We start from the raw sequence: 13124 nt of genomic DNA, 5'->3' as shown, positions 1-13124 counted from the left end.
TCCAGCCCTCCCGGGCCGCACAAGGCCCTGCTGTGGGTCGCGGTGGCCGCGTGGCTCGGGGTCACCGCCTGGGCGTTCGCCTCGGCCCGGCCTACGTCCTGCCCGGCCGGGTCAGGTCCACAGGACGGCGATGAAGACATTCGCCGCGGTCAGCGCGCCGACCAGGGCGAACAGGCCCTTGTCCACCTTCTCGTCGTCCCGTTTCACGTAGACCAGGCCGAGGATCACGATCAGCAGGGCCAGCTTGACACCGATCTTGATGTTGTTCACGGTCTGGTCGTCGGCCTGGTTGAGGCCGACCAGGATCACACCGGTGACCAGCATCGTCAGCGCACCGTGCAGCATCGCGGGGGTGTAGCGGGCGGTGCCCGCGCCCATCGCCTTCATCTGGGTGAGGAAACCGCCCAGGAGGGCTGCGATGCCGATGATGTGGAGGCCGACGAAGAGGTGGATGAGTACGTCCATGAGGCCGGAGCCTAATCAGGGGCTCCACAGCCGCCCGACACCGGGCCGTCAGACCCCGTCGGATGCATATATGCGCCCCATAACACCCGTCAGCCGTCCCGTGCCCGTGATTCGGCCCATCGGTCATCACGCTGAGTTAAGTCGACGGCGGCGAGAAGAGATCACGGTCGCATACGGTCACCTCCGATCCTCTCGGGACACTTCCGCACACCCGCCACCGAGCCCCCGCGGCGAGCTTTAGCGTCCTCCCCCAGGTGCCCGGCTCCCCATCGCCGCCCGGGCCAGGGGCGGCAGTCGGACACCCCCGCCGAGAAGGTCCGGCGGCGGTCCGCTTCCCCTGTGCGGGCCGTCGCCGGACGCGCAGGCCGCCCGTCCGCTCCCCTGGCGGCCGTACGCACGCGTCGGCGGTCGCAGGAAAGGACGTGGCCCCCAGGTGGCAGCGCACCGCAAGCCCCGCCAGCGCTCCGTGAGCGGCAGCAAGGCCCGTACGGCCGCCACGATCGCCCTCGCGGGCGCGGCGACCGCGACGGGCTTCGACGGCACCGGACACGCCGAACCTGAGCTCACCCCCGGCCAGGTCAAGGCCAAGGTGGACGAGCTGTACCAGGAAGCGGAGGTCGCCACCGAGAAGTACAACGGCGCGAAGGAGAAGGCCGAGGCGGCCGGACAGCGGCTGAAGGACCTCCAGGACCAGGCGGCGCGCAAGGAGGAACGGCTCAACTCCGCCCGCGAGGAACTGGGTGCGGTCGCCGCCGCCCAGTACCGCGGGGGCGGCCTCGACCCCGTGCTCCAGCTCGCCCTGTCCGACGATCCCGACCGGTACCTGGAGAACGCCGAGTTCGTCGAGCGGGCCGGCAACCGGCAGAAGTCCGACGTCACACGCGTACGCCGGCAGCTCCGGGAGATCGAGCAGCTGCGCGGGGCGGCCCACATCGAGCTGACCTCCCTGAAATCGCGGCAGTCGGAGCTGAGACGGCACAAGAAGACGATCACCGGCAAGCTGGGCTCCGCACGTGAGCTGCTGTCCCGGCTCAGCGTGCAGGAACGTGCCCGCACCGGCGACGCGAGGGGCGCGGACCGCGCCTCACGCTCCTCGACGGGTGCGCGTGACCGGCTGGCCGCCCCCGGGCCCGTCAGCGCGCAGGCTCCCAACTCCCGCGCGGCCGCCGCCGTGTCCTACGCCTACCAGAAGCTCGGCAGCCCCTACGTGTGGGGCGCGACCGGCCCGAACGCCTTCGACTGCTCGGGCCTCGTCCAGGCCGCGTACCGCTCCGCGGGCGTCTCCCTGCCCCGCACGACGTACTCCCAGATCGACGCGGGCCGCCGCGTCTCCCGCTCCGACCTCCTCCCCGGGGACCTGGTGTTCTTCTACGCCGGCATCAGTCACGTCGGCATCTATGTGGGCAACGGCCGGATGATCCACGCTCCGAACCCGTCCGCCCCGGTCCGGGTCGCCCCGCTGGACGAGATGCCGTTCACGGGCGCCACCCGGGTGGTGTGACCGGGCATGGCGGCAGCACCGCCACCGATCCGGCCGCTCCCACCGCCGTCAGGCCACCCGGGCTTCCCGCGTCACACCAGCCGGCGAGCCGTCGCCCACCGCGTCAGCTCGTGCCGGTTGGAGAGCTGGAGCTTGCGGAGGACCGCCGAGACATGCGACTCGACCGTCTTGACGGAGATGAACAGCTGCTTGGCGATCTCCTTGTACGCGTACCCCCGGGCGATGAGCCGCAGCACCTCGCGCTCGCGCTGGGTCAGGCGGTCCAGGTCCTCGTCGACCGGTGGCGCGTCCGTGGAGGCGAAGGCGTCGAGGACGAACCCGGCCAGCCGCGGGGAGAAGACCGCGTCGCCCTCCTGGACGCGGAAGATGGAGTCGACGAGGTCCGTGCCGGTGATGGTCTTGGTGACGTACCCGCGGGCTCCGCCGCGGATCACGCCGATCACGTCCTCCGCGGCATCCGACACGGACAGCGCGAGGAAGCGGACGGGCTGCTCGGCGTCGGCCATCAACGGGGCGCAGCGGCGCAGCACTTCGACACCGCCGCCACCGGGCAGGTGCACGTCGAGGAGGACCACCTCGGGCCGGGTCGCGGTGATGACCGTGACCGCCTGGTCGACGTCCGCGGCCTCGCCGACGACCTCGACTCCGGTCTGCTCGGTCTGCCCGATCTCGGCCTGGACCCCCGTGCGGAACATGCGGTGGTCGTCCACGAGGACCACGCGCACGCGACGCCCCGGGCCGCCGCCCGACTCCGCGGGCCCGGGCGCCTCCGCCGATCCCGCCGTACCGTTCGCCTCGGTCGGGTCGCTCATGACGTCTTCTCCGCCCTCTCCATCTCCAGCTCGACCTCCGTGCCGCCGTCCGGCACCGCGCGCAGCCGCGCCGTGCCGCCGTTGCGCTCCATGCGGCCGATGATCGATTCTCTGACACCCATCCGGTCGGCGGGTATCGAGTCGAGGTCGAAGCCGGGACCGCGGTCCCGCACGGACACGAAGACCGTCTTCCCCTCGACCTCGGCGAAGACCTGGACGGCTCCGCCCTCGCCACCGTACTTGGCGGCGTTCACCATTGCTTCGCGCGCGGCCTGCATCTGTGCGGCGATTCTCTCGTCGAGCGGGCAGTCCCCCACGACCACGACCTCGATGGGCACGCCGTGCTTGTCCTCCACCTCGGCCGCGTTGCGCCGCACGGCGTCGGCGAGCGTGGTGGGTTCGTCGGCCTCGTCCTTGCCGGTGCCCTCGGGCTTGTACAGCCAGGTGCGCAGGTCGCGCTCCTGGGCGCGGGCGAGGCGGCGCACCTCGTTCGCGTTCTCCGCGTTGCGCTGGATCAGGGTGAGGGTGTGCAGCACCGAGTCGTGCACATGCGCGGCGACCTCCGCGCGCTCCTGGGCGCGGATGCGCATCAGGCGCTCCTCGGACAGGTCCTGCGTCATGCGCACCAGATACGGCCCGGCGAGAAGCGTTATCCCGACGAGGACCGCGAGCGCCGCCTGCAGGACGGAGCCGAGGTGGGCGGCGGAGCCCTGCAGGACGAAGATGCCGGAGACGCCGGCCGTCACCAACAGCACACCGCCCACCGAGCGCAGCAGCGTGACCGTGCGGCGGCGGCGGCCGACCTCCACCCAGCGGGCCCGGCGGGCGTTGTCCGCCTGCCGCCAGACCAGGGCGACGCCCGCGCCGACGAGCACCATCGGCCAGAGATACGCCCTGGCCCCACCGCTGAGGTTCACATTGCCCACGAACACCATGGCCACGACGACCATCAGGAGCAGCGCCACCATCTGGCCCTTGTCGGGCCTGCGGGCGACGAGTCTGCGACGGCCGTCGGGCGAGGTCTCCGAGGCGACCAGCGTCGGCGGCTTCTGCGCCTCGACCCCGCCGACGCCGAGCGGGACGAAGAACCAGAACGCGGCGTACAGCAGCGCACCGAGGCCGTCAGCCATGAACAGGCCGACGAAGACGAGCCGTACCCAGATCACGGGCAGCCCGAGATGCCCGGCGAGCCCCCGCGCGACACCACCGAGCCAGCGTCCGTCACTGCTGCGGTAGAGCTTGCGCGGCGGCCGCGGTCCGGCGAGTGGCGCTGCTGCGGCTTCCGACATGCCATTGATGGTCACACGGCCGGAACTCCGGAGCATCAGGGTCGGCCCCGGAGACTCCCCTGATCTCCGGACCCCGGTCCTCGAACGCTTCCCGAGCCGTCCCTCAGGGCCGATATCAGGGTCCGGCCAGGGTCGTTCCGACTGCCGCCGCGCCGCCGCGCCCGTCACCATGGACCCATGACCGATCACGACCACGCCGCGACGGGTCCGGGACCCGGCTCCGGCCCGCGCCCCGCACCGGGCGCCGGGCCGCAGGATGCCGCGCCCGCCGCGGACGCCGCACCCGCCGGCTCCCCCGCGCCCCCGGGCGCGCACGGGCACGCGGACGCGGACGCGGGAGAACAGCGAGGAGGTACGCCCGGCGCGACCGACCCGGCCGGGGAAGCCATCCCGCCCGGACCACCGCACAAGTTCCGGCGCGACCGCCGCCACAAGGCCCTGGCCGGCGTCTGCGCCGGGCTCGGGCGGCAGTGCGACATGGATCCGGTGATCTTCCGGATCACCCTCGCGGTGCTCTCCGCCACCGGCGGCATCGGCCTCCTCTTCTACGGCTTCGCCTGGCTCCTCGTCCCGTACGACGACGAGGACGAGAACGAGGTGCGCAAACTGCTGACCGGCCGCGTCGACGGACAGGCCCTGACGGCCGTACTGTTCGCGCTGGTCGGCTGCGGAGTGTTCCTGACCCTGCTGAACAACGGCGGGGTGCTGACCTTCGCCGTCGTCCTCTCCCTCCTCCTCGCGGGCGCCGGTTACTGGTCGCGCCACCGCGGCGCCCCCAGCCCCGACCTGCTGGCCGCCCAGGCCGTCGCCGACGCCCCGCCGGAGCCGCAGGCGCCGCCGGTGTTCCTCACATCTCCGTCCTGGTGGCGCGACCCCATCGTCAAGGACGGCACCCACATCGGCGGCACGGGCTATCTCTGGGGCCCCCGCGACTCCCGCGACCTGGACGTCGCGGCAGCGATCAACATCAGCCTCGGAGTCCAGCCCCGCGACCGCGAGGACCTACCCGCCCCGCACACCCGGCCGCCCGAGCCGCGCGGCCCCCGCTGGATCGGCGGCTGGGTCTTCCTGCTGGCCCTGCTGGCGGGTGCCCTGGGCACGAGCCTGACCTGGGACCAGCATCCGCTCGGCACGAGTCTCCAGACCGGTCTGTCCTGCGCGCTCGCCGTCCTGGGCCTGGGCATAGCGGTCAGTGCCTTCCTGGGGCGGACCGGCGCCGGCTCGATCCTCCTGGCGATCATCACGGCAGGTCTGCTCGCCGGCTCGGCGGCAGTGCCCAAGGACATCGGCACCCAGTGGACCCGCACGACCTGGCAGCCCACCACGGCGGCGGACGTACGCCGGCAGTACGACGTGGGCACGGGCGTCGGCACCCTGGATCTGACCCGGGTGGACATAGGCCGGAACCAGACCGTCACGACACGCGCCGATGTCGGCGTGGGCCAGGTGAAGGTGATCGTGCCCGAGGACGTGACCGTGCGGCTGAGCGTCGAGGTGGGGATGGGAGACCTTCAGCTGCCGGGCGACGACAAGAAGGACGTGGACGTGAAACCGGGCCAGCACAAGGAGATGACCCTCTCGCCCGCCGAGGGCGTCAAGAGATCGGGCACCATCGATCTGGATCTCCAGGTCGGCATGGGACAGGCGGAGGTGGCCCGTGCTGCGTCATGAACTCCAGCCCGGAAAGCTGGTCGCCGGCGCCGTCCTCACCCTGGTGGGCGTCCTCTACGCCGGTGACGCGGGCGGCGCCTGGCAGACCCCGTGGTTCGTGGCGATACCCCTCGTCGCGGGCGGGCTGTGCCTGGCCGGCGTGGTGGGCATCCTGACGGGCCGGATACGCCGACGCCGCACGTCGGGCCGTACCACCAGCGACGAGCCCGGCCCGGACATGGCCGGGTGACGACGGGCCACACCCCCTACGCCGACGCCACACGTCGGGCCGTACCACCACCGACGAGCCCGGCCCGGACATGGCCGGGTGACGACGGGCCACACCCGCCGCCCGGCCCACCGTGGCTAGCGGTAGCCCCCTGTCCTCTGCCGTCGCCGTGACCGCAAGGCGGCGTCCACGGAGAGCAGGGGAGCGCCCGCGAGCACGAGGGGGGTCCAGGCCATGAGGTAGGCGAGGTCATTGCCGTAGTAGTACGGGTCGGAGGCCCAGCTCACGGTCAGCCACAGGCTGAGGGAGATCAGCGCGCCGCCGAGTGCGGCGAGACGGGCGAGGAGGCCGAGCAGGGTGCCGATGCCGACGGCCAGTTCGCCGATGGCGATGGCGTAGCCGAAGCCGACCGGGCTCTTCAGAGAGAGGTCGACCAGGGCGGGGATGGCGGAGGAGTCGCGGACGGCACGCATCATGTCGCCGACCGAGCCGGAGCCGGCGTCCTTCATGAAGGCGCTGTCGGTGAGTTTGTCCAGGCCGGCGTAGATGAAGGTGACGCCGAGGAAGATCCGTAGAGGGAGGAGGGCGTAGCGGACGGTGGTGTCCCGCCAGTCTCCTCCGGTGCTGAAGTGGGGGGCGTGCGTGTCCGTTCGCATACCGTGAGTCATCGCTGCTAGCCGCCTCTCACGCCGGTGCCGAGACCCCCTCAACAGACCATACGTACGTCGAACCGACGCGGCTCAATCCTGTGCGGCGGCTTTTGTTACCGGGGACCCGGCCCCCTCACTCCGTCACATCGACCGCGTACCGGTTCGTCTCCACCCCCGCCGCCGTCACCACTTGCACCTCCACCCGCCCCGGCTCCACATCCGCCGGCACCGGCACGGTCAGCAGTGTGTCCGTCGGGTTGCTGAAGCCCCCGGGCACCGGCACCAACGGGACGTGCACATGGACGGCACCGACCCGGACGACCATGCGGGCCAGCCGGTCCGCCCCCTGCGCACCCGGCGGTACGAACCCGGCGCCCCGGATCTCGATGTCGTCGCCCGTGCGGATCGGCCCGTCCAGGTCTCCCGCCTCCCGCGACCGCACGACGGAGAGGATGACCGGCCGGCCACCCTCCGCGTACTTGCCGGCCAGGTAGGTCGCCGCCGATACCAGGACCACCACCGCCAGCCCCCACGGCAGATCCGGCAGCTGGTCCGGCCGCCTGGCCAGCCGTACCGCCGCGAAGACCAGGGCGACAGCGCTGATCACGACGTACTGGATGTCGGCGAAGGTGCCCCGGCCCGCGTCGTCGGTCAGCAGGTCGGCGGCTCGGGGCCGGTCGGCGGGTACCTTCTGGAGCCGCTGGCCCAGCACCCGCAGCCCGACCACCCGCCGCACGAGCACGGCGATCCCGCACACCACGGCGAGCACGGTCACGACCCCGGCTCCGCGGGCGAGTTCCAGCCCGGAGAGCAGCGCGTCCCGGTCCGAGTGCCGGGAGGCGCCCGCCAGCCGCCCGGCCAGCACGAGCACCGAGTAGGCCACGAAGAGCACCCACGCCCCGGCGACCGTACGGGAGGTGGACAGCCGGTTGTCCTCACCGATGACGGGCGCCAGCACACCGCCCTTCGCCCGGTGGAACCACGACGCCGCCGTGAGTGCCCCGGCGACCACCAGCGCGGCGGCCAGCCCGGCCGTACGGGCCGCCGTCCAGCCCGCGCCGACCGCGGTGAGGGACTGCCCGAGCAGCAACACCACGACGGCCGCCCACACCGCCCCCGCCGTGCGGCGCCACAGGCCGCCCAGCCAGGCCCGGCCCTCGGCCCGGCCGCGCTCGGCGACGAGTTCCGCGGACTGCGCCAGCTCCTCCGAGACCCACTGGCGGGAAGCCGAGGCGGAGTGCGCCACCGCGGCCGGCAGCCCCTGCCCGGCCGCGAACTCGTCGCGCTTGCGCAGGAACGCGGCGACGGCCCGCCGGTGCCCCTCACGCGCCCCGTGCGGACAGTCCCCACAGGCGCACCCACCTCCGTGCGCTCCTCCGGGCCCACCGCCGTGCATACCTCCGGGCCCATCTCCCTGCACACCACCGTGGCCGCCCGCGTACCCACCGGCATACGCACCCGCGGCCCCACCGGTGTACCGCCCCGCATACGCACCCGCGTCCGCATACGCACCCGCGTCCGCGCCGCCCTGTCCCGTCTCGCGCACCGTCACGCCCGACGCCCGCCTTCCCGCGACCCAACCACCGTCGGTCTTCCGGACCCCGGAAACACCGCTGTACAACTCCCGTGCGACGACAGCGGATTATCCCTTCACCACCCGGTCCGCGTCCGCCCGGTCCGGTCAGCACGGGTGAACTTCGGCGGGTCGTGTTGACGTGGCTGCGAGGATTCCCTTATGGCCGAGATCATCCAGCGTGACGGGACCTGGGCCTTCGACGGCAGCACGATCCGGATCACGCCCGGTCTGCACCGCTCCGTGCCGCTGTTCCGGCAGACGTACGGAGAGATCGCCGTGCCGCTCAAGGCGGTCTCGGGCGTCGTCCTCGAACCCGAACGCAGGCGCGGACGGCTCCGGTTGCGGCTGCGGGAGGGCACCGATCCGCTGCTTCAGGCGACCGGCGGGCGGCTGCCGGACGCGGCCGATCCGTACCGGCTGGCGGTGGACGTCGACCGGACGGGGGTCGCCGAGTACGTCGCCGAGGAGATCCGCCGCGCGCTGCTTCTGGACCAGATCCCGACGGAGCCGGTGAAGGCCTATCTGCTGCCCGGCCCGCCGGTTCCGGTGTCGGTGCGCTCGTCCGACGGGACGGTCTCCTTCGACGGGACCCGGGTACGGATCGACTGGGCCGACGCCTCCGAGCGGGTCAAACGCGCGCCGGTCCGCGCATCATCAACCTGGGTGACCTGGTCCAGGTCGAGTGGCTGCCGAACTCCGGCCACGAGTACGGCTTCCTGCGCTTCGTCACCCGCGAGACGGTGTTCACGAAACTGCCGCCGGAGAAGGACCCGTACGCCCTGGACCTGTGGGGCAGCACCCGCCGCGACCTGCTGACCGCGCTCGTCGCGACGGCGATCACCGCCCGGCTGCCGCACCCGTCCACCCGCACCGCGGCCGGCAACCGCCCGGCCGACGCGCACGGCCCCCGCCCGGCACCCGCCGTACCGCCCGCTGCCGACCACCACGACGTACTGCTGCGCCGCCTCCGCGAGTTGGGCGAGCTGCACCGGGACGGCGTGCTCACCGACGAGGAGTTCGCCCTGACGAAGGCAGCAGTGCTCCGGGGCTTCTGACGAGCCGGCCGTTAGTACTTCAGTGCGGTTGTGATCTATTCAGCAGGTTCGTCGGCGGATCGTCGTCCGTAGTGGCTGCGGCGGGCTGTTGCCTGGTGACGTCTGCGCCGGCTGGACCAGTGCGGCAGTCTGGCCGCGGAGGCGGCTGGTGGGTTGAAGGCGACGGGGAGTAGGTGGCGGTGGCGGCCGGTGCCGGTACGGATCCAGGTCCAGTCGTAGGAGCGCGGGGCCTTCGCACCCACCCCGGCGCTGTGCCGCTGCGAGGCCGTGGCGGGCAGGCGGCCTGCGAGGGCATCCGCGCGGACAGGAGTGCGGCCCTGGTTGATCCGGACCTGCGCACCGCTCTGGAGACACGCGGCATCGGTTACGTCCTGGCCGTCGCCTGCTCCACCCGGACCGTCTCGGACATCCCGGCCGTATCGCGACGTTCGGGAGGACCCGTCCCTGCAGACGGCCCATCCGCCGCGGGCGCCGAACCTGCCCAGGGCTCACAGCGCGCTCGCACTGGCGCAGACGTCACCAGGCCACAGCCCGCCGCAGCCACTACCGGCGGCGACTCGCCGGCCCCGGGTGGTCGCCCGGTGCGGCGAGTGGCGGTCCCCCCTGCTCGAAGAGCTGGGGGAGCGTGCCGGGCGTCGCAGGGCAGGCGGGACTTTGCGGACAGGCCCTAGCTCAGCAGATCCGGCTCACTCCGGCTGACCTCCTGCCACATCGGCTGGTAGTTGATCCACGCCACCAGGTCGCCACCCAACTGCTCCCTCGTCGCCACCGCCATCCGGTGGTCGATGCGGACCGGCCGCCCGGCCGCCTGCGCCGTCAGCTGCACCTGGCAGGACCGTTCCATCGACACGAACCACCAGGCGGCCGCGTCCACCGAGTCACCGACGGTCAGCAGCCCGTGGTTGCGCAGCACGAGCGCCTTGCGGGAGCCGAGCGTGGCCGCGATGCGCCGCCCCTCCTCGGCGTCGACGGCGACGCCGGTGTAGGCGTCGTAGAGGGCGTGGTCCTCGTAGAAGGCGCAGCTCTCCTGGGTGATCGGCTCCAGCAGCTCGCCGAGGGCCGCGAGCGCCCGGCCGTGCACCGAGTGGCAGTGGGCGACGGCGACCACGTCGGGGCGGGCGGCGTGGACCTGGGCGTGCACGGTGAAGGCGGCCTGGTTGACGTGGTAGCCGCCGTCGACGACCTGGCCGTCCTGGTTGGCGAGCACCAGGTCGCTCACGGTGACGTGCCGGAAGGGCATCCCGAACGGGTTGACCCAGAAGCAGTCGCTGTACTCGGGGTCGCGGGCGGTGATGTGCCCGGACACGCCGTCCTCGTAGCCGAGCCGTCCGAAGATCCGCAGGGCGCCCGCGAGCCGTTCCTTGCGGTGCCTGCGCTCGTCCTCGAGCGACTCGTGCATCGGCGGCATCGCGAACCGCAGCCGGTCGGTGGGCAGCGGCAGGGGCGGGGTGGGCCCGTGCATAGGTCCTCCAGCGCTGGTTCTACATACGGGGCGGAAGCTACCGCCGGTCGGGCCGGGAAGAACAGAACCGTTTGGTGAAGATGAGGCGAGTGCCCCGGTGAGCGCCCCGGCGAACGCCCTGTGAGCACCAGTGCGCACCCTTTTCGCCTCGGTCTCCCCGTTCCCACGGATAGCCGACAGAAGATGTCGGGTTTCGGCGCCAGACTCTTCCGTATGACAGCGAACTGGGAGGCTTTCGCCACCGCCGCACCGGATCTGGCCGCTACCGTCGAGAAGCGTTTCGGCGCCTACACCCATCACGTCCTCGCCACCCTCCGGAAGGACGGCTCGCCCCGCACCAGCGGCCTGGAGGTGCGGTTCCTGCACGGAGAACTGTGGCTCGGCATGATGCCGAACTCGCTCAAGGCGCTCGACCTGCGCCGCGACCCGCGCTTCGCGCTCCAGGCGAACCCCGGGGAGGGCACCGGCATGGGCGGCGGCGACGTCCGGATCAGCGGCCGGGCGATCGAGGTCGACGACGTGGAGACGAAGGCCGGATACGTCGAGGAGGTGGAACCGCCGGAGCCGTTCCACCTCTTCCGCACCGAGCTCACGGAGGTCGTGCGGACCTACGTCGAGGACGACACGTACCTCGTCGTCCAGGTCTGGACGCCCGGCGAGCCCCTGCGCACGGTCAAGCGCACGTAGGGGTCACTCCCACTCGATCGTCCCCGGCGGCTTCGAGGTCACGTCGAGGACGACGCGGTTGACGTCACGCACCTCGTTGGTGATCCGGGTCGAGATCTTCGCGAGGACGTCGTACGGCAGGCGTGACCAGTCGGCCGTCATCGCGTCCTCGGAGGAGACGGGACGCAGGACGATCGGGTGGCCGTAGGTACGGCCGTCGCCCTGGACGCCGACGCTGCGGACGTCCGCGAGCAGGACCACCGGGCACTGCCAGATGTCCCGGTCGAGGCCGGCCGCCGTGAGCTCCTCGCGGGCGATGGCATCGGCCTCGCGCAGCAGGTCCAGGCGCTCCTTGGTGACCTCGCCGACGATACGGATGCCGAGGCCGGGGCCGGGGAACGGCTGGCGCTGGACGATCTCGTCCGGCAGGCCGAGCTCCTGGCCGACCATGCGGACCTCGTCCTTGAAGAGCTTGCGCAGCGGCTCGATCAGCTGGAACTCGAGGTCCTCGGGGAGGCCGCCCACGTTGTGGTGGGACTTGATGTTGGCGGTGCCGGTGCCGCCGCCGGACTCGACGACGTCCGGGTAGAGGGTGCCCTGGACGAGGAACTCCACCGCGGGGCCCTCGTCCGCGATGATCTCGGCCTGGGCCTGCTCGAAGACCCGGATGAACTCGCGGCCGATGATCTTCCGCTTCTCCTCGGGGTCGGAGACCCCGGCGAGCGCCTTGAGGAACCGCTCCTGAGCGTCCACGACCTTCAGCTGCACGCCGGTCGCGGCGACGAAGTCCTTCTCGACCTGCTCGGTCTCGCCCTTGCGCATCAGGCCGTGGTCGACGTACACGCAGGTCAGCTGGGAGCCGATGGCCTTCTGGACGAGGGCGGCGGCGACGGCGGAGTCCACGCCGCCGGACAGCCCGCAGATGGCGCGCTTGTCGCCGACCTGCTCGCGGATCGCGGCGACCTGCTCCTCGATCACGCTGCCCGTGGTCCAGGACGGGGTCAGGCCCGCGCCCCGGTACAGGAAGTGCTCCAGCACCTGCTGCCCGTGCGTGGAGTGCATCACCTCGGGGTGGTACTGGACGCCGTACAGCTTCTTCTCGTCGTTCTCGAAGGCGGCGACCGGGACGACGTCCGTGGAGGCCGTCACGGAGAAGCCCTCGGGGGCGGCGGAGCAGGCGTCGCCGTGCGACATCCAGACGGCCTGCTCGGCGGGGGTGCCCTCGAAGAGGGTGGAGGACGACTTGGAGACGTGCAGGTCGGTGCGGCCGTACTCGCGGGCGCCGGTGTTGTCGACGGTGCCGCCGAGGGTCCGCGCCATCAGCTGGAAGCCGTAGCACATGCCGAAGACGGGGACGCCGGCCTCGAAGATCTCGCGGTCGAGGCTCGGGGCGCCCTCCTCGTACACCGACGAGGGGCCGCCGGAGAGGACGATCGCCGCGGGGTTCTTGGCGAGCATCTCGGCGACCGGCATGGTGCTCGGCACGATCTCGCTGTAGACCCGCGCCTCGCGGACACGACGGGCGATGAGCTGGGCGTACTGCGCGCCGAAGTCGACGACCAGGACGGTGTCGGTGGCGCTGGCAGCGGGAGTCGCTGATGACACGGGGTGCCTTCCGGCGGTGGGGCGGGGGTCTTGTGCCACCCGATTCTACCGGGGTGCCGCAGGGCACCGTCCGGGCGCCGGGGGCCAGGGCCGTCTCAGGATGCGAACCGTGTTGGACGCCCCCGGGGAGCGGGGCATACTTGCCCCATGCTCCAGCACCAGAC

The 13124-nt window shown here is 72.1% G+C and carries 11 protein-coding genes and 1 pseudogene; 5 read left to right on the top strand and 7 right to left on the bottom strand.

Features of this window, described 5'->3' with window-relative positions:
- Nucleotides 1–111: 111 nt before the first annotated feature.
- Nucleotides 112–465: a hypothetical protein gene (locus tag HDA41_RS24815; protein ID WP_184987289.1), complete on the bottom strand. Its 354-nt coding sequence runs from the start codon at nt 463–465 to the stop codon at nt 112–114.
- Between the two features lie 433 nt (nt 466–898).
- On the opposite strand from HDA41_RS24815, the gene HDA41_RS24810 reads away from it, so the two are divergent.
- A complete protein-coding gene (locus HDA41_RS24810; protein ID WP_184987287.1) occupies nt 899–1966 on the top strand; it encodes a C40 family peptidase in 1068 nt (355 codons plus the stop codon).
- Nucleotides 1967–2037: 71 nt separating this feature from the next.
- Here HDA41_RS24810 and HDA41_RS24805 read toward each other — a convergent pair whose 3' ends face one another.
- Together HDA41_RS24805 and HDA41_RS24800 are read right to left on the bottom strand one after the other, a co-directional pair.
- Nucleotides 2038–2778, bottom strand: a complete 741-nt coding sequence (locus HDA41_RS24805; RefSeq protein ID WP_184987285.1) for a LuxR C-terminal-related transcriptional regulator — start codon at nt 2776–2778, stop codon at nt 2038–2040.
- The gene (locus tag HDA41_RS24800; RefSeq protein ID WP_184987283.1) at nt 2775–4067 is read right to left on the bottom strand and encodes an ATP-binding protein; all 1293 of its coding nucleotides are present in this window, start codon (nt 4065–4067) and stop codon (nt 2775–2777) included. Before HDA41_RS24800 ends, HDA41_RS24805 begins: the two co-directional genes overlap by 4 nt.
- A 177-nt stretch (nt 4068–4244) precedes the next feature.
- Here HDA41_RS24800 and HDA41_RS24795 point away from each other — a divergent pair, with 177 nt between their 5' ends.
- Nucleotides 4245–5738 (top strand): PspC domain-containing protein, encoded by a 1494-nt coding sequence (locus tag HDA41_RS24795; RefSeq protein WP_184987281.1) that lies wholly within the window; start codon nt 4245–4247, stop codon nt 5736–5738.
- Nucleotides 5725–5967: a hypothetical protein gene (locus HDA41_RS24790; protein WP_184987279.1), complete on the top strand. Its 243-nt coding sequence runs from the start codon at nt 5725–5727 to the stop codon at nt 5965–5967. Before HDA41_RS24795 ends, HDA41_RS24790 begins: the two co-directional genes overlap by 14 nt.
- A gap of 116 nt (nt 5968–6083) precedes the next feature.
- On the opposite strand, the gene HDA41_RS24785 is transcribed toward HDA41_RS24790, so the two are convergent.
- Together HDA41_RS24785 and HDA41_RS24780 are read right to left on the bottom strand one after the other, a co-directional pair.
- Nucleotides 6084–6614 carry a DoxX family membrane protein gene (locus HDA41_RS24785; protein WP_184987277.1) on the bottom strand — a complete coding sequence of 177 codons (531 nt, stop codon included), beginning with the start codon at nt 6612–6614 and terminating at the stop codon, nt 6084–6086.
- Between the two features lie 115 nt (nt 6615–6729).
- Complete coding sequence (locus HDA41_RS24780; RefSeq protein ID WP_184987275.1) at nt 6730–7992, bottom strand: hypothetical protein; 1263 nt, start codon at nt 7990–7992, stop codon at nt 6730–6732.
- Nucleotides 7993–8331: 339 nt separating this feature from the next.
- Here HDA41_RS24780 and HDA41_RS24775 point away from each other — a divergent pair.
- Nucleotides 8332–9227: pseudogene (locus tag HDA41_RS24775) on the top strand (DUF4429 domain-containing protein).
- A gap of 667 nt (nt 9228–9894) precedes the next feature.
- On the opposite strand, the gene HDA41_RS24770 reads toward HDA41_RS24775, so the two are convergent.
- Nucleotides 9895–10689 carry a class II aldolase/adducin family protein gene (locus tag HDA41_RS24770; RefSeq protein WP_184987273.1) on the bottom strand — a complete coding sequence of 265 codons (795 nt, stop codon included), beginning with the start codon at nt 10687–10689 and terminating at the stop codon, nt 9895–9897.
- A gap of 213 nt (nt 10690–10902) precedes the next feature.
- On the opposite strand from HDA41_RS24770, the gene HDA41_RS24765 reads away from it, so the two are divergent.
- Nucleotides 10903–11376: a pyridoxamine 5'-phosphate oxidase family protein gene (locus HDA41_RS24765; RefSeq protein WP_184987271.1), complete on the top strand. Its 474-nt coding sequence runs from the start codon at nt 10903–10905 to the stop codon at nt 11374–11376.
- Nucleotides 11377–11379: 3 nt separating this feature from the next.
- Here HDA41_RS24765 and guaA read toward each other — a convergent pair whose 3' ends face one another.
- Nucleotides 11380–12960 carry a glutamine-hydrolyzing GMP synthase gene (gene guaA / locus HDA41_RS24760; protein ID WP_184987269.1) on the bottom strand — a complete coding sequence of 527 codons (1581 nt, stop codon included), beginning with the start codon at nt 12958–12960 and terminating at the stop codon, nt 11380–11382.
- Nucleotides 12961–13124: the final 164 nt, after the last annotated feature.

Origin of the sequence: Streptomyces caelestis (genome assembly GCF_014205255.1) — a bacterium.
Taxonomy (GTDB): Bacteria; Actinomycetota; Actinomycetes; order Streptomycetales; family Streptomycetaceae; genus Streptomyces; species Streptomyces caelestis.
The sequence above is the reverse complement of the archived record's forward strand: the minus strand, read 5'-3'. Positions and strand labels throughout refer to the sequence as shown.

Excerpts from the sequence above, each read along its gene's own strand:
- HDA41_RS24815 (WP_184987289.1), bottom strand. The coding sequence starts at position 465 with ATGGACGTACTCATCCACCTCTTCGTCGGCCTCCACATCATCGGCATC.
- HDA41_RS24805 (WP_184987285.1), bottom strand. The coding sequence starts at position 2,778 with ATGAGCGACCCGACCGAGGCGAACGGTACGGCGGGATCGGCGGAGGCG.
- HDA41_RS24800 (WP_184987283.1), bottom strand. The coding sequence starts at position 4,067 with ATGTCGGAAGCCGCAGCAGCGCCACTCGCCGGACCGCGGCCGCCGCGC.
- HDA41_RS24795 (WP_184987281.1), top strand. The coding sequence starts at position 4,245 with ATGACCGATCACGACCACGCCGCGACGGGTCCGGGACCCGGCTCCGGC.
- HDA41_RS24785 (WP_184987277.1), bottom strand. The coding sequence starts at position 6,614 with ATGACTCACGGTATGCGAACGGACACGCACGCCCCCCACTTCAGCACC.
- HDA41_RS24780 (WP_184987275.1), bottom strand. The coding sequence starts at position 7,992 with ATGCACGGCGGTGGGCCCGGAGGAGCGCACGGAGGTGGGTGCGCCTGT.
- HDA41_RS24770 (WP_184987273.1), bottom strand. The coding sequence starts at position 10,689 with ATGCACGGGCCCACCCCGCCCCTGCCGCTGCCCACCGACCGGCTGCGG.
- HDA41_RS24765 (WP_184987271.1), top strand. The coding sequence starts at position 10,903 with ATGACAGCGAACTGGGAGGCTTTCGCCACCGCCGCACCGGATCTGGCC.